The sequence below is a fragment of the Kosakonia sp. YIM B13588 genome (genome assembly GCF_042788165.1).
GTDB classification, from domain to species: domain Bacteria; phylum Pseudomonadota; class Gammaproteobacteria; order Enterobacterales; family Enterobacteriaceae; genus Kosakonia; species Kosakonia sacchari.
In genome coordinates, this window is record NZ_JBHZPO010000005.1 from 81,534 (window position 1) to 100,269 (window position 18,736).

At 53.7% G+C, this 18,736-nt stretch carries 22 protein-coding genes, 1 tRNA gene and 1 riboswitch; of the genes, 13 read left to right on the forward strand and 10 right to left on the reverse strand.

Features of this window, described 5'->3' with window-relative positions; all coding sequences use genetic code 11:
* Positions 1 to 2: 2 nt before the first annotated feature.
* Together proA and ACFX4U_RS10940 are read left to right on the forward strand one after the other, a co-directional pair.
* Positions 3 to 1,256 carry a glutamate-5-semialdehyde dehydrogenase gene (gene proA / locus ACFX4U_RS10935; protein ID WP_313506378.1) on the forward strand — a complete coding sequence of 418 codons (1,254 nt, stop codon included), beginning with the start codon at positions 3 to 5 and terminating at the stop codon, positions 1,254 to 1,256.
* 111 nt (positions 1,257 to 1,367) lie between these two features.
* A tRNA-Thr gene (locus ACFX4U_RS10940) sits at positions 1,368 to 1,443 on the forward strand.
* A 312-nt stretch (positions 1,444 to 1,755) separates the two neighbouring features.
* Here the strand turns inward: ACFX4U_RS10940 and ACFX4U_RS10945 are convergent.
* Positions 1,756 to 1,965 carry a DUF1471 domain-containing protein gene (locus tag ACFX4U_RS10945; protein ID WP_017458785.1) on the reverse strand — a complete coding sequence of 70 codons (210 nt, stop codon included), beginning with the start codon at positions 1,963 to 1,965 and terminating at the stop codon, positions 1,756 to 1,758.
* 86 nt (positions 1,966 to 2,051) lie between these two features.
* Positions 2,052 to 2,309, reverse strand: a complete 258-nt coding sequence (gene bhsA, locus ACFX4U_RS10950; RefSeq protein WP_017458786.1) for a multiple stress resistance protein BhsA — start codon at positions 2,307 to 2,309, stop codon at positions 2,052 to 2,054.
* 250 nt (positions 2,310 to 2,559) lie between these two features.
* Here bhsA and ACFX4U_RS10955 point away from each other — a divergent pair, with 250 nt between their 5' ends.
* Positions 2,560 to 3,213 (forward strand): TetR/AcrR family transcriptional regulator, encoded by a 654-nt coding sequence (locus ACFX4U_RS10955; RefSeq protein ID WP_305736994.1) that lies wholly within the window; start codon positions 2,560 to 2,562, stop codon positions 3,211 to 3,213.
* A 72-nt stretch (positions 3,214 to 3,285) separates the two neighbouring features.
* Here ACFX4U_RS10955 and zinT read toward each other — a convergent pair whose 3' ends face one another.
* The gene (zinT, locus tag ACFX4U_RS10960) at positions 3,286 to 3,930 is read right to left on the reverse strand and encodes a metal-binding protein ZinT (RefSeq protein WP_313506380.1); all 645 of its coding nucleotides are present in this window, start codon (positions 3,928 to 3,930) and stop codon (positions 3,286 to 3,288) included.
* A 257-nt stretch (positions 3,931 to 4,187) separates the two neighbouring features.
* Between zinT and mntP the strand changes: the two genes are divergently transcribed.
* Positions 4,188 to 4,757 (forward strand): manganese efflux pump MntP, encoded by a 570-nt coding sequence (mntP, locus tag ACFX4U_RS10965; RefSeq protein WP_313506381.1) that lies wholly within the window; start codon positions 4,188 to 4,190, stop codon positions 4,755 to 4,757.
* 30 nt (positions 4,758 to 4,787) lie between these two features.
* A riboswitch (Fluoride riboswitch) is annotated at positions 4,788 to 4,857 on the forward strand.
* 73 nt (positions 4,858 to 4,930) lie between these two features.
* Positions 4,931 to 5,308: a fluoride efflux transporter CrcB gene (crcB, locus tag ACFX4U_RS10970; RefSeq protein ID WP_305736991.1), complete on the forward strand. Its 378-nt coding sequence runs from the start codon at positions 4,931 to 4,933 to the stop codon at positions 5,306 to 5,308.
* 46 nt (positions 5,309 to 5,354) lie between these two features.
* Here the strand turns inward: crcB and ACFX4U_RS10975 are convergent, their stop codons facing one another.
* On the reverse strand, positions 5,355 to 5,681 hold the full coding sequence (locus ACFX4U_RS10975) for a four-helix bundle copper-binding protein (protein WP_305736990.1): 327 nt from the start codon (positions 5,679 to 5,681) through the stop codon (positions 5,355 to 5,357).
* Between the two features lie 322 nt (positions 5,682 to 6,003).
* Between ACFX4U_RS10975 and ACFX4U_RS10980 the strand changes: the two genes are divergently transcribed.
* Both ACFX4U_RS10980 and ACFX4U_RS10985 read left to right on the forward strand, forming a co-directional pair.
* Positions 6,004 to 6,177 carry a general stress protein gene (locus tag ACFX4U_RS10980; protein WP_200553044.1) on the forward strand — a complete coding sequence of 58 codons (174 nt, stop codon included), beginning with the start codon at positions 6,004 to 6,006 and terminating at the stop codon, positions 6,175 to 6,177.
* A gap of 820 nt (positions 6,178 to 6,997) precedes the next feature.
* Entirely contained in the window at positions 6,998 to 7,075 is a 78-nt protein-coding gene (locus ACFX4U_RS10985) for a hypothetical protein (RefSeq protein WP_249882697.1), read from the forward strand.
* A gap of 202 nt (positions 7,076 to 7,277) precedes the next feature.
* On the opposite strand, the gene ACFX4U_RS10990 is transcribed toward ACFX4U_RS10985, so the two are convergent.
* The gene (locus ACFX4U_RS10990) at positions 7,278 to 7,562 is read right to left on the reverse strand and encodes a SelT/SelW/SelH family protein (protein WP_305736989.1); all 285 of its coding nucleotides are present in this window, start codon (positions 7,560 to 7,562) and stop codon (positions 7,278 to 7,280) included.
* Between the two features lie 227 nt (positions 7,563 to 7,789).
* Between ACFX4U_RS10990 and ACFX4U_RS10995 the strand changes: the two genes are divergently transcribed.
* The 6 genes from ACFX4U_RS10995 (at position 7,790) to ACFX4U_RS11020 (ending at position 14,604) form a co-directional block, all read left to right on the forward strand.
* Positions 7,790 to 10,162, forward strand: coding sequence for a TonB-dependent receptor domain-containing protein (locus ACFX4U_RS10995; RefSeq protein WP_313506382.1), 2,373 nt, complete (start codon positions 7,790 to 7,792; stop codon positions 10,160 to 10,162).
* Positions 10,163 to 10,299: 137 nt separating this feature from the next.
* A complete protein-coding gene (locus ACFX4U_RS11000) occupies positions 10,300 to 11,352 on the forward strand; it encodes a ChuX/HutX family heme-like substrate-binding protein (RefSeq protein ID WP_313506383.1) in 1,053 nt (350 codons plus the stop codon).
* On the forward strand, positions 11,349 to 12,167 hold the full coding sequence (locus ACFX4U_RS11005) for a hemin ABC transporter substrate-binding protein (RefSeq protein ID WP_305736986.1): 819 nt from the start codon (positions 11,349 to 11,351) through the stop codon (positions 12,165 to 12,167). The genes ACFX4U_RS11000 and ACFX4U_RS11005 overlap by 4 nt, the downstream gene beginning before the upstream one ends.
* The gene (locus ACFX4U_RS11010; RefSeq protein WP_305736985.1) at positions 12,167 to 13,159 is read left to right on the forward strand and encodes an iron ABC transporter permease; all 993 of its coding nucleotides are present in this window, start codon (positions 12,167 to 12,169) and stop codon (positions 13,157 to 13,159) included. Before ACFX4U_RS11005 ends, ACFX4U_RS11010 begins: the two co-directional genes overlap by 1 nt.
* Entirely contained in the window at positions 13,156 to 13,935 is a 780-nt protein-coding gene (locus tag ACFX4U_RS11015) for a heme ABC transporter ATP-binding protein (RefSeq protein WP_313506384.1), read from the forward strand. The genes ACFX4U_RS11010 and ACFX4U_RS11015 overlap by 4 nt, the downstream gene beginning before the upstream one ends.
* Before the next feature lie 75 nt (positions 13,936 to 14,010).
* The gene (locus ACFX4U_RS11020; RefSeq protein ID WP_313506385.1) at positions 14,011 to 14,604 is read left to right on the forward strand and encodes a LysR family transcriptional regulator; all 594 of its coding nucleotides are present in this window, start codon (positions 14,011 to 14,013) and stop codon (positions 14,602 to 14,604) included.
* A 52-nt stretch (positions 14,605 to 14,656) separates the two neighbouring features.
* Here ACFX4U_RS11020 and ACFX4U_RS11025 read toward each other — a convergent pair whose 3' ends face one another.
* From ACFX4U_RS11025 to ACFX4U_RS11045, 5 genes are all read right to left on the reverse strand, one after another.
* Complete coding sequence (locus tag ACFX4U_RS11025) at positions 14,657 to 15,484, reverse strand: glycosyltransferase family 8 protein (RefSeq protein WP_313506386.1); 828 nt, start codon at positions 15,482 to 15,484, stop codon at positions 14,657 to 14,659.
* A complete protein-coding gene (locus tag ACFX4U_RS11030) occupies positions 15,481 to 16,863 on the reverse strand; it encodes a D-arabinono-1,4-lactone oxidase (RefSeq protein WP_313506387.1) in 1,383 nt (460 codons plus the stop codon). Before ACFX4U_RS11030 ends, ACFX4U_RS11025 begins: the two co-directional genes overlap by 4 nt.
* Positions 16,864 to 17,158: 295 nt before the next feature.
* A complete protein-coding gene (locus ACFX4U_RS11035; RefSeq protein ID WP_380218049.1) occupies positions 17,159 to 17,689 on the reverse strand; it encodes a 2-oxo-tetronate isomerase in 531 nt (176 codons plus the stop codon).
* A 58-nt stretch (positions 17,690 to 17,747) separates the two neighbouring features.
* Entirely contained in the window at positions 17,748 to 18,197 is a 450-nt protein-coding gene (locus tag ACFX4U_RS11040) for a DUF421 domain-containing protein (protein WP_017458803.1), read from the reverse strand.
* A gap of 10 nt (positions 18,198 to 18,207) precedes the next feature.
* Positions 18,208 to 18,723 (reverse strand): hypothetical protein, encoded by a 516-nt coding sequence (locus ACFX4U_RS11045; RefSeq protein ID WP_305736980.1) that lies wholly within the window; start codon positions 18,721 to 18,723, stop codon positions 18,208 to 18,210.
* Positions 18,724 to 18,736: the final 13 nt, after the last annotated feature.

Consider the following 18,736-nt stretch of genomic DNA (forward strand, 5'->3'; position numbering starts at 1 on the left):
GTATGCTGGAACAAATGGGCATCGCTGCCAAAGCAGCGTCATACAAACTGGCATTGCTCTCCAGTCGCGAGAAAAACCGCGTGCTGGAAAAAATCGCTGATTATCTCGAAGCGCAGGCGGAAGCGATCCTGCTCGCGAACGAACAAGATCTGCTGGAAGCTCGCCGCAACGGGTTGAGCGATGCGATGCTTGACCGTCTGGCGCTCAATCCGGCGCGCTTAACCGCGATCGCCAACGATGTGCGCCAGGTTTGCAAACTGGCGGATCCGGTAGGCCAGGTGATTGACGGTGGGCTGCTTGACAGTGGCCTGCGCATTGAGCGCCGTCGCGTGCCGCTGGGCGTGATTGGTGTGATTTATGAAGCGCGTCCTAACGTCACGGTGGATGTCGCCTCTTTGTGCCTGAAAACCGGTAACGCCGCGATCCTGCGCGGTGGCAAAGAGACCTGGCGCACCAATGCCGCCACGGTAAAAGTTATTCAGCAGGCGCTGGAAGAGTGCGGCTTACCGGCCGGTGCGGTGCAGGCTATCGAAAGCCCGGATCGCGCGCTGGTGAATGAAATGCTGCGCATGGATAAATACATCGACATGCTGATCCCGCGCGGCGGCGCTGGTTTACATAAGTTGTGCCGCGAGCAGTCGACCATCCCGGTGATCACTGGTGGTATCGGCGTGTGTCACATTCTGGTTGATGATTCTGCGGAAATCGATCCGGCGTTAAAAATCATCGTTAACGCGAAAACCCAACGACCCAGTACCTGCAACACGGTGGAAACACTGCTGGTGCATCAAGGTATTGCGCAGCAATTCCTGCCCGCGCTAAGTAAGCAGATGGCGGAAAGTGGCGTGACATTGCATGCGGATGAGCAGGCGATGGCGCTGCTGCAAAATGGCCCGGCGAAAGTGGAAGCAGTGAAAGCGGAGCAGTATGACGACGAGTTTTTATCGCTGGATCTGAATGTGAAAATCGTGGCGGGTCTGGATGACGCCATCGATCATATTCGCCAGCATGGCACTCAGCACTCTGATGCCATCCTCACGCGTACGCTGCGCAATGCAGACCGCTTTATCAACGAAGTGGATTCCTCTGCGGTGTATGTAAATGCGTCTACGCGTTTTACCGATGGTGGGCAGTTTGGCCTGGGGGCGGAGGTTGCCGTTAGCACGCAGAAGCTGCACGCGCGTGGCCCGATGGGGCTGGAAGCGTTGACGACTTACAAGTGGATTGGTTTCGGCGACGACACGATTCGTGCTTAATTGAAAAAGGGTGATGCAAAAGTAGCCGTTTGATTCCCAAGGGCATTGACGCATCACCCGCTTAGTTTTAACCTTCTACTCCGTGATTCACGCCCGTGAACATATCGCAGGGCCGATATAGCTCAGTTGGTAGAGCAGCGCATTCGTAATGCGAAGGTCGTAGGTTCGACTCCTATTATCGGCACCACCTCAACTTCCTCAAACGTCCGTAACCATCCATAACATCTCTGATTTATAAAGTTTTTACTGCTTCTTTAATCCGTGTTAGTCCATAACCATCCAGTAGAATCCGGTACTGAATGTGTATAGGGTTGTGTATATGTTCCTGTTCGGTCCTGGATCTCTGTACCCATGCCTTAATGCCTTCCCATGTTTTATTTCCACAATATTTATTCGCGCCAGTATTCCCTTCCTGATATTCCCGCTACGGGAAATAGCGTTTTCCCCATAAAAAAAGCGCCCGCAGGCGCTTAGAGAGTGTTGTTCGACAACGGCATACTTATTTGGTCAGTTCAGCCGTCATATGAACATTATTATTGGTGTTGGCTTCAATGATTTTATATGAAGCGCCAGCCTGCTGTGCTTTGGCGGCAATTAATGATTCCGCTTCGTCAAGCGTAGAAGCAGTGGCGGTTACGCTCTGAGCGAAAGCACCAAATGACAGGACAGAAAGCACAGTAGCGACAGCAAGTGAATTGATGGTTTTCATAATGGTATTCCTTAAATTTTTATTTGTGCTGGGCGATAACGCCCGATTCAACATCTGTTATGGATGCCGGTTTTATACGGCAGAGCTTATTTGTAAATCACCGCGGTGCCGTGCAGGGTGTTCGGGCCGGTCACGGAAGTAATGCGGAATGATTTCGCACCCATTTCATCGGCTTTCTGCGCCAGTTCGCTTTGCAATGAGGAGAGATTGGTGCCGGCATTGGCAGAAATCACGCCCACTTTTTGTTGGTCAGCCGGAGTGGACTGCACTTCAACGGCGGCTACGCTTGCGAAAGAGAGGGAACTAAGTACAGCGACTGCGATCAGGGATTTGATGGTTTTCATAATTTTTGCCTTCTGAATCTGGATTTGTATGAGGTCGTAAGTATTAACTTAACGATCGATAGGTAAATGATAAATGTGATCTGTGTCACTCGTCAATACTATTTTTATAATGATCATTTAAATAATTAAAAATCGCTTTTTATTCATGAGGATAAAGCGTGTATTTTTTCGAAAAATTTCCGCTGGTCAGCCGCTTTGTAATGTTTTTATAATGATTATTAACTAAATTGACGTGAACGAGGGAGGAACAATGGCAACCGACGTCACATGCTGTACGCGGAAAGGTCGCGGACGGCCAAAAGTTTTTGACCGGGACGCAATGCTGGATAAAGCGATGATGCTGTTCTGGCAACATGGCTATGAAGCCACATCGCTGGCAGACCTGGTTGAAGCCACCGGCGCAAAAGCACCGACGCTGTATGCGGAATTTAACAATAAAGAAGGGTTATTCAGAGCCGCGCTTGATCGTTATATGGCACGGTTTTCCGCCAAACACCGGGCAGCGCTTTTCTGTGAAGAGAAAACCGTTGAGCAGGCGCTGCGCGATTATCTGCAAGCGTTAGCCAGCTGCTTTGCCGGGAGCGATACCCCGGCAGGCTGCTTTTTGATCAATACCTCTGCCACGGTTTCTGCTTCGTCGGAGCCGATAGCCGATACCATCCGGGAGCGGCAAACGGCGCAGGAGCAAACGCTGCTGACCTTTTTATTGCAACGTCAGTTACGTGGTGAGATCCCGGCGCAAACAGATGTGCAAACCAGCGCGCTTTTTTTAAGCTGCATTATCCATGGAATGTCGGTCAGCGCGCGAGAAGGCGCCAGTTTGGATAAACTGCAGCAGATTATCGACACGACGATGCAGTTGTGGCCGGTGTTAATCAGCCAGAGCGAACGGATTGGCGGTTAAGAGAATGGCATAAAAATGCGCGTGATGATTGCTACCCGCGGGCGAGAGGGTAGTTCGCCCGCGGTGAAACCATCAGTGATGCAGCATCTCGTCGACAATCTGCGCTTTGGTCATATTGTACGGATAATATGTCGGCCAGTTATCCATCTCTTTTAGCAGCGCTTCTTGCGATTCGTTGCCCATAAAAATATGGAAATGTTTTGACTGGCGCGGGCCGATAATATGGTCGCTGAACTGCACATATTTCGGCGCTTTTGATTGCGCGTCTTTGCATTCAAACAGATAACGCACGCCTTTTTTCCCCGAGGTATAAGTCAGGATTTTATAGCCCGCATAATCATAACGGCAGGAATTGACCGTTTTGCCAACGTGAAACTCCATCACATTGTTTTCTATGCCAATCATTTCTACATCCGTGGCGTAACCTTTTTGGTAATAAGCGCGGTACTCTTCAACGCTTTTACCTCCCTGTTTTGCTTTTTTTTCCAGCACCGGATCAAGCGCGCCGCTGAGCAGATAAGGGTTCACGGATTGCCAGATCCCGTCCCAATCGGACAATGCCCGGTCATTCACATCCTTATCGTCAAAAATGCCTTCGCTGGCTTTACGCTCCACTTCTGTAAGCGGTTTACCGTGGTGGTGGTCATGCGCTAACGTCTGCGCGCTCATTAGCAGCACACCCATGCCAAGTACAAAGGCCGATTTCTTCATGATCATATTGCGCTCCCTGGTTATCATTTGTTACGAAATGAAATGTTATAATATAACAATTACAAATACCACATCGCTTCCAATTCGCCAGCCAAATGAGAGGAGCGCCGTCTGACATAGCCAGCGCTATAAAACATAGCATTATCTATATGCTTATGATTAATAACTGATTTTTGCATTTTTGATTTGGCTGTGGCATCCTTGCCGCTCTTTTCGCAGCGTCTGCGTTTTTGCCCTCCTGTCAGGGCATTTAAGGGTCAGCAATGAGTTTTTACGCAATTACGATTCTTGCCTTCGGCATGTCGATGGATGCTTTTGCCGCCGCTATTGGTAAAGGGGCGATGTTAAAACGCCCACCGATAAGCGAAGCGCTACGCACCGGGTTGATTTTTGGTGTTGTTGAAGCCATCACCCCGATTATCGGTTGGGCCGCAGGCTTAGCCGCCAGCCAGTACATTATGCAGTGGGATCACTGGATAGCCTTTGTACTGCTGTTTGTGCTTGGCGTGCGCATGATGAAAGAAGGCCTGAGTAAAACCACGGATGAAGAAGTCGAAGCGCCGCGTCGCCACGGTTTCTGGTTGCTGGTCACCACCGCTATCGCAACCAGCCTTGATGCGATGGCCGTTGGTGTCGGTCTGGCATTTCTCAACGTGAACATTGTGGCGACGGCGCTGATGATTGGCCTTGCGACCACCATCATGGCCACCAGCGGTATGCTGCTGGGGCGTTTTCTTGGCGCGGCGATAGGTAAATGGGCGGAAGTGCTCGGCGGTGTTGTGCTTATCTGTATTAGCAGCTCAATTCTGGTGGAACACTTAGGCTTACTGTAACTTGCCCGAAGGTGCGAAATCGTCAACAATGCGTGCTCAGGTGATGGCGTTCCACCTGACCCAACCGCTTCCCTGAGAAGCTGATGACGCCTGGTATGTCTCTGTCATGAGGCATGTCGGGCGTTTTTCTTTTGTTCCCTGCATGCCTCGCACATTTGTTGATGAGGAAAAACATGCTGAAGTCTTTATTTGCCGTAATCATCGGGGGTTCTGCAGGCTGCGTGATCCGCTGGCTACTCGCGATTCGTTTAAATACCCTGTTTCCCAATCTGCCACCCGGCACGCTGCTGGTAAATTTACTCGGTGGGCTGATTATTGGCGGCGCGCTGGCATTTTTTACCCGCCAGCCGCATCTGGATCCCACATGGCGGCTGCTGATCACCACCGGGTTATGCGGCGGTATGACCACCTTTTCCACTTTCTCTCTGGAGATTTTTGCCCAGTTGCAAACGGGCAACTACGCGTGGGCGCTGGCTTCCGTGCTGGTGCATGTGGTGGGAGCAATTTTAATGACGGCGCTGGGGTTTGCGCTGATAAACGCCTGGTATTGATAAAACCGGAAGGGGAGCAATGCTGCTCCCCTTTTCTCAGCGTATTTCACGCTGCCATTTGCAGGCAGGCTTGTGCGCACGCCCGGCAACGTTTAGCGCACTGCTGACAGTGTTGATGTTGATGCCTGCTGCACTCTTCCGCGCAGGCTTTGCACACATCGACGCAAATCCGGCACAGCGAGGGTAAATGTTTGCTTTCCAGCGCCATAAATTGGCCGGCAAGCCGACACAGGGCGGCGCATTGTACGTCCAGTTTGATGCATTCACGCATCATGTCGATATTCTCTTCCTGCAGGCAAGAAAGTGCGCAGTGTTCGCAAGCCGCAGCGCATTGATAACAGGCTTCTGCGCATCGTTGGTGTTCTGTATGCATGATTTATCTCCACAATATTTATGTGTCATGAGATAAGTGTGCACAGAATATTTATCCCGACCATTTTATTTACACATTTCATCACACCAGAATTTTTTGAGATGAGCGGGTTTTTAGTAACTCGCTTATAACTATCAAGATTTATTTTTAATGCAACATGTGTGTTTAAATATTTCTTTCGGAGTTTTTATTTTTAGAGTGATATATTTTTGGATGATTAATTGACTAATTGAGATAAATAGCCAGACTTAAGGTTCCAACGCGATCGATATGGATTATTAACCGTATCGATTATATCGAAAACGAGATGTGGAGATATAACATGGCCGAACATAGAGGCGGTTCCGGTAATTTCGCAGAAGATCGTGAGAAAGCTTCAGAAGCGGGGCGTAAAGGTGGTCAGCACAGCGGCGGTAATTTTAAAAATGACCCTGAACGTGCATCCGAAGCCGGTAAGAAAGGCGGTGAAAATAGCCACAGCGGTGGAAAAAAATAACCACTTTTTATGGTCATTATTTTCTGAACGCTAGCGAGCCGGGGACGGCTCGTTTATTTTTTAATTAACAATGTTTTAAAGATAAAAATGCAGAGGTATTAATGGAATCAAAAAATAATGATGAGGGTGAGAGGATATGCACATTACCTGAAGGTTTACCCACCTGCTTATCTACTCATTTAATTGAACATTCTCACCATCCTGCCGAGATAATTGCTATTAATTTTACTGATATAGTCGATTTACGTCTCCCGCCTTATAAGAAACGTCTCGTGCACAAAATGGCCAATCGCAAACAACCCCCAAAAGAAAATAATCAGTAAACCCTTTTCACTTCTCTATCGACGCTGTGCTTCTTAAATGGTGTTAATTCCCCGTTTAATGTTGTTCCGCTAAAAGCCGCGTGGAGTCTTCAGCCATTCGTCATTACGAATACGAGTAGAACACTCTTTAGCGCATTGAAAATGCATAAAAAATAACCTTCAGGCCCAGTAAATCCGCGTTGCGCCTGAAGGCATGCAATTGCATCTTTGTTACTAACAATAAGCGTGCTAATTATTAGCAAATTTCAACCAGAAAAGCGCTATAAAACAGCGAGTTATGATGAAATAAACCGATCTTTTAGAATAATTTTTTTTATCGTTAACGCATTGATGTTATTGATGATTTGTCTAAATTTCATCCATCCTGACGTTTTTAACAAAACCGTTGTCGCAGCGGCAACCGCATTTGATGGGCTGTTTTTTTTCGCCTGCCGCTTGGCCTCTAAGGCTGCGGAGGATCTATAGTGAGTGAACTGAAGGCAACAAGAGGAGGTTTTGTGCTCTACATTGAAAAAGATGATCCTCGTGAAGCGCCGGAATCGGGTGATAAAAAACCCCAGCCGGTGAAGAAATAAATAAAAAGGTCGCTACGGCGGCCTTTTTATCGATTATTCAGTCCATTAACGGAAAAACCAGTAAGCAACTCGCGTCTATCTTCGCGGCCAGGTTGTTTTATCGAACGCAATTTGACGCCTGCCGGTTCGGCTTTGCTGCTTATCCATGCCTCTGAAGCGCGCATCTGTCGTTACGCACCGCAAGCCATGCGGGCGCAGAGATTTACTCCGCTTTCTTTTCCACATGCCCGAGCGGTTTTTCCGGGAAGCAGTAGTCGCGCACGCGGCGCTTTAACTCGGCCGCATCGGGGAAACCGCCGTCCAGCTTGCGATCCCAAATCACTTTGCCATCAACATCGATGACAAAAATCCCGCCAGTGCCCGGTATCAGCGTGACGGAACCGAGATCCGTACTAAACGTGTGCAGCAATTCTTGCGCCATCCAGGTGGCGCGCAACATCCAGTTGCATTGTGAGCAATAGTGCAAAGTGATGGCCGGTTTATTCATTTTTCGTTGACTCCTGGCGCGGATGGAAAAGGTTTGTATAAGCCTCATGCTGCTGAAAATCTGGCGGCATAACAAATTTATTGCAAATGATAACTGTTATCATTATCTTCGGTGTCGATAACATAACAATAACCTGCAACTCTTTTGCGCTGACTGCAATCTTGTGCGGTCTCCTGGAAGTCATACGTGAGCCTGATACTAATAAATTCTAAGGCTTACAAGACAATATGTGTAAATCGCACCTTTCCCTGCTGCGCTTTGACAAGCGTGTGCTGGTCACTTCATTACTCGCAGCGTTGTATCAAACCTCCGCATTTGCGGTAGATAACGGCACCTCATCGACAGCTTCCACCGGGGCTCAGCAAGATAACGCTGAGGAGATGCTCGTCACGGCACCCGCACCGGTATTAAAAGCCGGAAGCGCGCATTCCGTCAGCGCCCAGGATCTGCAAAACAAAGGCGCGAAAGACTTTGGCTCTATTATGCGTTATGAACCACTCATCAGCGCCACGGGCGCAAGCGGCGGTTCCGGCAACGGCAAAAGCGGTTTTGATCGCGGCGGTTATACTGGCTACAACATTCGCGGACTGGAAAGTAACCGCGTCGGCATCGATGTCGACGGCATCCCGCAACCGGACGCCACCGGGCGCAGCTACGTAAGTCGCGCAGGCCTTAACACTTTCGGCATTGGCCGCGATTATATCGATCCGTACATGTACGGCAGCGTTGATATTCAGTCCGGCGCTACCCGTACCGAGCAAGCTAACACCTCCATTGGCGGCAACGTCTCTTTCCGCCCGAAATCGGCAGATGATTATTTGCGCCCTGGCAAAGAGACCTACTTTGGTTACCAGAGCGATTATGACTCCGCGGATCGCAGCTGGCACAACGGCGTGACGGGAGCCGCAGGCGACGAAACCCTGCGCGGCATCATGGTTTACAGCCGTCGCGACGGTCAGCAAACCCGCAATAACAGCGGTACGGTTGACGCCTATCCGGCGAACTGGCACTCGGATGCGATGATGGCTTCCGGCATCTGGCAACCGAATGACGCGCACAAATTCACCGGTACGCTGGATTACTACCACAAAACCAACCATACCCATTACGATGCGTGGAACAATGCCGGCAGCGCCATTCTTGGCGACGCACAGCAAACCAGTCAGACGCGCCGCTGGGGCGTTAGCCTGAAAGATGACTGGACGCCGATGAACGACTGGCTGGACAGCATGTCCAGCAAAGTCTATTACCAGCACACCGAAGCGCATGACCGCACTTACATGCCGGACAGCGTCACGGCGACCATGGAAACGGTCTACTCCAATTACGACACCGATACCTGGGGCATTCAGAATGCGCTGGCGAAAACAGTGGGCCGTCACGATCTAAGCGCCGGTTTTAACGCCAGCACCAGTAAAACCGAGCGTCCGTTTAACCAGTCACCGGTGCCGAGCGCCTTTAGCGAGATCATGCAGCCGGAAGCCGACAGCCGCAGCTATACGTTAGGCGTATTCCTGCAGGATCAGATTAATTTCGCTGTCGATGGCCACCACTTCGCCATCATTCCCGGCATGCGCGTGGTTCATCAGTCGACAAAACCGGATAACCTCTCCAGCCTGACCGCCAATAGCAGCGTGCTGGACGAATCCGATGTGTCCTCCCTGTACGGTAAAAATTCCGACACCCAACTGCTGCCGTCACTGACCTTCCAGTACGACATCACGCCGCGTCTGATGACATACCTGCAATACAAACGCGGCGCGCAGTTCCCCAACGCCAGCCAGCTGTATGGCTCCTGGAACCTGGGTTCCAGCTATGCGGGGCGCGGGCAATATGCGCTTATCGGGAATACGGATTTGGACACCGAAACCAGCGATAACCTTGAATGGGGCATGAAAGGCGAGGTGACCGAGGGCGTAACGCTGCGCACGGCGTTGTTCTACAACAGTTATAAAAACTTTATCGCGTATACCCGTTACACCCGCTCCGGTAATCCGGATAAATTCACCAACGTGCCATCTAACATCTACACCACCTATCAGGCGGAAAACCGCGATAAAGCCTTTATCTACGGCGGCGAAATTAGCGCGAAATTCAACTTTGGCACCTGGTTTGAACAGGTCGATGGTCTGAGCGCAACGCTGGCGTATGGCTACAGCGAAGGGAAAGCGAAATCGCGCTATCTGGGCGACAAATACATCGATCTCGATAGCGTCGCGCCAATGAAAGCAATTGTCGGTGTCGCCTGGGATGATCCGGCCAAACGCTACGGTACGGCGCTGACCGCCACCTTCGTCAAAGGTAAGCAAGCTACCGCCACCAATCGTCAGACCTATACCAACACCGGCGGGTCGCTGGGCGATTCCGGCACGGAATATATGCGGGTGCCGGGCTATGGGCTGCTCGACTGGACGGCGTACTGGCAGGTGGCGAAAAACGTCAAAATTAACGGAGGCGTTTACAACATCACCGATCGTAAATATTGGGATTACCTGAACAGCCGTACGCAGGAAGAGACCACCAACCAGAATGCGTATGACAAAGCGCTGGCGGTAATGCCGGGGCGGACATGGCAACTGGGCGTCAATGTTGATTTCTAAGGCGATGTCATTTCACGTTGCCGGTACTACCGCTTTGCCGTCGCGATGCAGCGTGAATGATTTCTCTGCCAATCGGTAAGTTTTCTCCCTCCCCGGTATCGCTGTCGGGGATTAAAACAGTTAAGGAAGTGAACAATATGCCTGCAACATCACGTGATTTCACCGCAATCTGGCAGCACTATCAGGCCATTAAAGCGCAACAACCGGCGAAATACGCCCGCGACATCGCGACCGAGATGGCGATAAGCGAAGCCGAATTAACCTATGCCCGTGTCGGCCACGACGCCGTGCGCCTGCAAGGGGAAATGCGCGACATCCTCGCTGCGCTGGAAGCTGTCGGCGACACCAAATGCCTCTGTCGCAACGACTACGCGGTTCATGAACAGATTGGCCGTTTCACCAATCTGCATATCAGCGAGCGCGCCGGGCTGGTGCTTAACCCGCGTGCGCTCGATCTGCGTTTGTTTATCAACCAGTGGGCCAGCGCCTTTCATTTGCATGAACAGAGCCCGCGCGGCGAACGTCAGAGCATTCAATTTTTCGATCGGCAAGGCGATGCGATACTGAAGGTCTACCTGACGGAACACACCGATATTGCCGAGTGGAACGCCGTTATCGCCCGTTTCACCGCGCCGGAGAACCCGCCGTTAACACTCACTCAAGCTGCCAGCGAACAACACGCAGAACACGCAGACGGCGCTGCGCTGGACAGCGAATGGCGCGCCATGACGGATGTGCATCAATTCTTTGGTTTGCTGAAAAAGTACAACCTCTCGCGCCAGCAGGCGTTCCGGCTGGTGGGCGACGATCTTGCCTGCCTGGTCAGCAATGACGCGCTGCCAAACTTGCTGGAAACGGTGCAACAGAAGGGGAACGAAATCATGATTTTCGTCGGCAACCGTGGCTGTGTGCAGATCTTTACTGGCGTGTTGGAAAAACTGACGCCGATGAAAGGCTGGATAAACATCTTCAATGAAAACTTCACCCTGCATCTGCGTGATACCGGGATCGCCGAAAGTTGGGTCACGCGCAAACCTACCGCCGACGGCCATGTCACCAGCCTTGAGTTGTTCGCCAAAGACGGTACGCAAATCGCTCAACTTTACGGTCAGCGTAGCGAAGGCCAGCCGGAGCAAAGCCACTGGCGCGCGCAGATTGATGCATTAACCAACCCGGAAAAAGCCGCATGAAAAAATTATTGATGCTGCTGGCGGCGCTGCCGCTGATGGCAAGCGCCGCCGGGCAAAAAATTGTCTCCCTGGGCGGCGATGTCACCGAAATTGTCTACGGGTTAAATGCGCAGACGCAGCTGGTTGGGCGTGACAGTACCAGCACCTGGCCCGCCAGCGCACAAAAACTGCCGGATGTCGGTTATGTCCGCCAGCTCAACACCGAAGGCATCCTCTCTCTGCGTCCGACGCTGGTGCTGGCCAGCGACCAGGCGCAACCTTCGCAGGTGTTGCAAAAAGTGCAGGACAACCACGTCAGGGTGGTTGCGGTACCGGGCGGTTACACGCTGGCGGCGATTGATAAAAAAATCGCGGTCATTGCGGATGCGATCGGCAAAACAGATGCAGGCGCGCAGTTGCGTAAAACGCTGGCGAACGATATTGCCGCACTACCGAAACAGCCGCTGAACAAGCGCGTGCTGTTTATCCTCAGCCACGGCGGGATGGGGACAATGGTGGCCGGCCAGAAAACTGCTGCCGACGGCGCGTTGCGTGAAGCGGGGTTACAAAATGCGATGCAGGGCTTTGACCATTACCGTTCGATGTCGCAAGAAGGGGTGATCGCCAGCCAGCCGGATCTGGTGGTAATTTCCGCCGACGGCGTAAAAGCGATGGGTGGCGAACAGAACCTGTGGCGGTTGCCTGGTCTAGCGCAGACGCCCGCCGGGCGCAATAAACAGGTGTTGCTGGTAGATGATGTGGCGCTGCTCGGTTTTGGTTTGCGCACGCCGCAGGCGCTGCTGGCGCTGCGTAATAAAGCGGAACAACTGCCCTGATGAATCGCCACGCTTCCCGTACGCTCTGGGGGCTTGTGTTGCTGCTGCTTGGGTTGACGGGGCTGGCAAGCACGCAGGGCGCGATGCAATTGCCACTCGCCAGTTTATGGCAGGTCGGTGACGAGGCGCTGCGTCAAATCTGGCTGACGGTGCGTTTGCCGCGCGTGGTGTTGGCGCTGCTGGTTGGCGCGGCGCTGGCGCTTTCCGGCTGCGTGATGCAGGGGCTGTTTCGCAACCCGCTTGCCGATCCCGGATTGCTGGGCATCAGCGGCGGCGCGTCGTTAACGGTCGCCTGCTGGCTGGTGCTGCCGATTACCGTTTCACCGCTGGTGGCGTTGTATGCGCCGATGCTGGCGGCGTTTATCGGTAGCCTGGCGGTAATGATAGTGATTTATCTGCTCAGTAAAGCGGGCGAGGCCGGTTTATCCCGGTTGCTGCTGGTGGGGATCGCCATTAATGCGCTTTGCGGTGCGGGCGTTGGCGTCCTTTCGTGGATCAGCAACGACGCGCAATTGCGCCAGCTTTCACAGTGGGGAATGGGCAGCCTCGGGCAGATCGAATGGTCGACGTTAATGGTCGCCGCCAGCCTGATCCTGCCCGCATCGCTGGTGATTTGGCGCGTCGCCAGCGCGCTTAATCTGCTGCAACTGGGCGATGAAGAGGCGCACTATCTGGGCGTCAATGTGCCACGGCTGCAGCGCATATTGTTGGTGTGCAGTGCGCTGCTGGTGGCAACGGCAGTCGCGGTGAGCGGCATTATCAGCTTTGTTGGCCTGGTGGTGCCGCATTTGATGCGCATGTGGCTGGGGCCGGATCACCGTGCGCTGGTGCCCGGCGCGTTGCTGGCGGGGGCAATGTTGCTGCTGGCCGCGGATACCGTGGCGCGCACCGTTGTCGCGCCCGCCGAAATGCCGGTTGGCCTGCTGACCAGCATGGCTGGCGCACCGTGGTTTTTATGGCTGATCTTTCGCCAGTCGAAGGCGGTGACATGAACAGACTTTTAACCGCCGCGCATTTGCGGCTCAACGCCGGTTCACGGCGGCTGATTGACGATGTTTCCCTGACGCTGACCGGCGGCGAAAGGGTGGCGCTGATTGGCCCGAATGGCGCAGGGAAATCGACGTTACTGCGTCTGTTAACCGGTTTTCTGCCCGCGGCGGCAGGGGAGTGCCATCTGGAAGGCAAACCGCTACAGGCGTGGACGGCGCAAGCGCTTTCGCGCCGCCGGGCGGTAATGTTGCAACAGACCACACCTGGTTTTGACTGGTCGGTGGAGGCCATTATCGCCATGGGACGTGCGCCCTGGGGACCGCAACACGAACGCGAAATTGTGCAGCAGGTGGTGATGCTGACCGGCTGTGACGCACTGTCTGGGCGGCGCTACGTCACGTTATCAGGCGGCGAAAAGCAGCGGGTACAACTGGCGCGCTGCCTCGCGCAACTGTGGCATCATGACGGCCCGGAAGGCTGGCTGTTTCTGGATGAACCGACGTCGGCACTCGATCTCTATCATCAGCAGCAGGTGCTGCGCCTGCTAAAGCGGCTGACGCTGGGCGGCAAACTGCATGTCTGCGCGATACTTCACGATCTCAACCTTGCTGCGTTGTGGGCGGACAGGATTTTGCTGTTACACCAGGGAAAACTGGTGGCACAAGGCACGCCGGAACAGGTGATTCAGGCACCGCTTATCGCGCAGTGGTACGGTGCCGAAGTCGAGGTGAGCCAGCATCCGGGTGGGAATACGCCGCAGGTTTTTCTCTCGGTCTGATAAACGCCACGGTTGGCTGATGAAGCCGTATTTTTGCTAAAGTTTAGTGTGACTTAACTGATGCGGAGATCGGCAATGACCTTACCGCCTTTGCAGGCGCTCATCTGTTTTAATGCTGTCGCACAACACGGCAGTATGAAAGCGGCGGCAGCAGCGTTGTCTATCAGCGCCAGCGCAGTGAGCCAGCAGATTGCCAAACTGGAAGCCTGGGTGAATGTGCGGCTGTTTATGCGCGGCTCGCGCGTGCTCACGCTGACACCGGAAGGGAAAATTTACCTGCGGGCCATTCAGCCTGCCTTTCATCAGATTTCACAAGCCACCCACCGGTTAATTGACGCGGCGGCGCACCACCGCGTGAGCGTCAGTTGTTCAACGGAGTTTGCCATGCACTGGTTGCTGCCAAGGCTTGGCGGCTTTGAACGTTATTACCCGCATGCCGAGGTGCTTATCACTACCGCTACGCGGGACGTTGATTTGAAAACGGAAGGGATCGATTTTGCTTTTCGCCGCGCGGTGCAGGCCGGGAGTGAATACATTTTGCACCCGCTGGAGAACAGCGGCGGGATGCAGCTGATCTACGACAAGTCGGCGCTGTTAGAACCGCTTTGCCACGCCTTTCGTGACTGGCTGCTGGCTGTCGCACAGGAACATCACTGGCCGGAATGGTAAATGCAAAAGTGGCGGCATGTTCGCGTTCCGGTAATTGTATATTTATCGGCGGTTACGCATATTGCCACCACAATCGATGCAGTTCATCTCCATTGTCACCAGATTCGGGCCGCGTTTCCCACGGTTTATCGATAATAAAGTGCAGGTTTTTCACCTGCGCTAAATCCCACATTTGCGGATGCTGAAGCGGCAACGTTTTTAGAGCGTTATAGCCATAATGCAGCGGCAGCCAACGGTCGCGGAACACCTCGTTAAGAAAATCCTGCTCGGCAAAAACATAGCCCGAAATATCCGCTTTCTCCGCCAGCTTCGCCATCATCTGCTGATAAAGGGCGTTATCCGGCGTGAGCAGCAGAAAACCGCCGTTCAGGTAGTTATCCAGTGACGCCGGTGGGGTGGCATGCATTTGCGCGTCCGTACACCAGCTGTAATAGCAGTTTTCCGGCCGCCAGCTTACCGGGTAGCTTTCGATATGGTTAGGGTTACAGCGACAGGCATGGCAGGCGGCGATGGTGCCTGCGGCCAGCGGCAGTTCAAAGAGATGATCCATATTTTGCAGCACCAGCATGTCGGCATCGAGAAACGCCACCCGCTGATATTCGGTGAGCGTCCACACCGCCAGTTTGCTCCACACGTCGGCAAAGCGGGCGTTTGCATAGCGGCTTTCAAGCGCGGGATCGGGGCCGATAACCGGCACTTCCCGCACTTTGCAGCCCTGTGCGCCCAAGTGCTGACGCGTGCTGTCATCAATGGTGTCGGTCACCATCACCACCAGCGGCCACGGTGAGCCACTGGCGCGCAGCGAACGGTGTAGCGTTTCTACGCCCGGCAGGTAATCCGGCTGTGTCAGGAGGGTGACCCAGGCGAATGCGGCACTCATGACAACAGCTCCGTCATAAACGTATTGAGGAATTTGCCCTGCGGATCAAAACGCTGGCGTACGGCCTGAAACGCCGTCCATTGCGGGTAAAGCGCTGGCCAGTCGTATAAAGTCGGGTCGAAGTATTTCCCCCAGTGCGGCTTCCCGCCTTCTTCTGCCAGCAACTGTTCGGCGGCGCGCAGAAACGCCAGCCCCTCTTCAGAGAGCGAGCCGTCTTCGGCGTAATAGACCACAAAGCCAAAAAAACAGGTTGGTTGCTGCCAGGCCGGGCTCAGCCACGCCCCGGAAGGCCCGGTGCAGCGCAAAATTATCGGGTAGTGCATATGCGGGTGCGATTGCTGATGCCAGGCTTTAATACGTGCAATCACCGCCGGGGCGCGCGCCAACGGAATACCAATTTCTATATTGATTTGCGGCGTGGCGATACCGCGGCAGAACACCTGGTAGATATCGCCAGTCACATCTGAAAAGTCTTTAAAGCGCGTCACGGTGCGAAACGGCTTGCCGTTTTCATCAACAATGTTGGTGTCGTCATGCATCTGCTCCAGCGTTTTTTCCACCGTGTCGTTCATCTGCGTGTCGGTCTCTTCCCGCTCGACCAGATCGCCATGGTTATCGCGCCATAGCGCCATTTCATCGGCGGTAGATTCGCGTGCGTTCCAGGTATGAACTTTGTTTTCATCCGGGAACCACCACGTTTTGCTGAAGGCCCATTGCTGGTTCCAGCTAAGCAAGTCTTGCGCAAGATTCTCTGCGCTGCTGGCGCTTTTAAAGCAGGTATACAGCGTTGCCGGGCGCGTACGTAGGGTGACGGCGGTGATTGCCCCCAGCGTGCCGAGCGCCAGTTGCGCGGCGGCAAACGCCGGTTGCTGGCGGTCAATCTCGTGGATCTGCCCGGCGGCATCCACCAGCCGGATGCGCAGCGCTTCATCCGCCAGCGAGCTTTGCTGCATGCCCTGGCCGTGGGTTCCCGTTGAAATGGCGCCCGCCAGCGTTTGTGAGTCGATCACGCCCGGCGACGCGTACAGCATACGGTTCATGACGGTGAGGAGTTCAAACACTTCGTGCAACTGCGTCCCGGCGCCAAACGTTACGCTGTCGTCATCCACCGCCAGCACACCGCGCAGCGCAGAGATATCAATCAGCGTATCGCCCGGCTGGCTCAGTTTCAGCATGCGCCCAGGCGACATGCGGCTACCCATCACTCGCACGCGCCCGGTAGCGGCAGCAATAACCTGCTGTAACTGCGCTTCATTTTCCACGCGGATAACGGCGTTTTTGCAAGCCAGTACCGCGTTTTTCGCCCAGTTAAAAAGGTGCGGATCTTGCGGATCCGCATGTGGCTGACGGCGTGGAAAAAGGGTGTGCGTGTCGGTCATGGGCGGCTCCTCGCTCAGATTTTTATTTATTAACCAAGCGTAGCGCATCACAGAAACTGTGAGTTTTGACGCGTCTTTTCAGTACGTTGCATCGTGGCGTAACAGCGAATGAGTTACTGATAGTCTGGCGTAACAAAGCGCAGGCGGAACAGATAATTAAGCTCTCCACACGGCACGCTAGCGCGGGCGTAGTGCTGATAATCAGGCCATTTGCGGCCTGATTATTGAGGGCTTACAACGTGATGGTCGTGAAATGGGCCAGCGCGACATAGCGACACGTGGCGGAGTGAAAAGGTTAGCGGCTTAATAGTGTTATTAACGTTGCCAGCGCATATTTCACCGACTGCTCAATCACGCTTTCGCAATCCCCGGCAAAATGGCGCAGCGCCGTGATCGGCGTTTGCCCCGGCAGCGCCCAGGCAAACCACACGGTTCCGGCCGGCGTACCATCTTCGCCGCCATCCGGGCCGGCATAACCGGTGACCGCAATCCCGACCGGTTCATGGCTGACCGCGCAAGCGCCTTGCACCATCTCGCTGGCTGTCTGCTCGCTCACCGCTGTCCAGCGTGCCAGCGTTTCGCGCTTAACATGCAGCAGGGTACTTTTCGCTTCATCGGTAAACGAGACAAACCCGCAACCAAAGAAAGCGGGCGTATCACCAGCGGCGCACAGCGCGGTGGCGATTTGCCCGCCGGTGCAGGATTCCGCCGTGGTGACGCGTAGCTGTTTTTGGGTAAGCAGCTCGCCCAGTTGTGCTGCCAGCATCGGAATCGGCAGGCAGAGCAGGGCATTCATGTTGTTGGTTAAGGTAATGTCTTCATTCATAGGCTATTTTTCGTCAAGTTGGTTGTGACCCGGTAAGCAAAGTATAGCGAGCGAAAAGTCATGATGAGTTTTTGGGAATAATCGAGATATGGCCGTTGCGCTCAAGAATGGCGAATTTAATCTCCGCCAGATCGGCAATGCCCTGGTTATTTCGCGCTGACACCATAATGTCGTCGCGCGTGATATCGGCTTCGCGCATTTTGTTTTCCAGCATTTGTCCGTTCTCCACTAACACCACAGGCGTGCCGTCGATCAGGTTTTCCGCCCCTTTAACGTACTTCTTCAGCGTGCCGAATAAGATATCCACCACCACCAGCGTGATAATGGTCAGCGCCGCGCCGGTTACGGAGAAGTCATTGCCGAGCAGCGCTTGTTGCGTGGCCTCACTGATGATCAGCAGCAAAATCAGATCAAAAGAGGTCATCTGTAGCAGCGCCCGGCGTCCGGCGATTTTGAACACCACCATCAATACCAGATAGATAGCTATCGCGCGTAATACCATGTCCATCGCGTTCTCCTCAGGGCCAGATAAACTGCGTCAGGGTGACCGGGGTTGCGTTATTCACTGAAATCCGCTGCGTGCTGTTACCAACGCCAAGCGGCGTCAGACCCAGCCACACGGTCAGCGGTTTATCGGCGGCAGGACGGGCATATTCCAGCACCAGTTCGCCGCTACGGCTGTACATGTTTAGCGGTTGTGGTTGCAGGGTGCGGATCTCAAAATCGTGCATGAAATCGCCGCCTAAGGTGAAGGTGATGCGGTTATCGGCTGTGGCATTGGCGGTAATCTGCATATCCAGATCGCTTTGTAGCCGACCAAAGCGGTCGTACTCCACGGTGAGATGGTGATCGGCGCTGGTCGCCGTTTTTTTGCTTAGCCAGCCTTGTGAAAAGAGCCCGCACAGCGCGGCAATCACAATGATGATAAGCGCTATCGCTCCCCATTTCTGCACCTGCATTTCAACATGCAGCCAGAAAGGGTTGTCTTCCACGGGCCATGTTCGTTCTGCATCAGCGCTGCTTTTTTTCTCCATACGCCCTCCACGG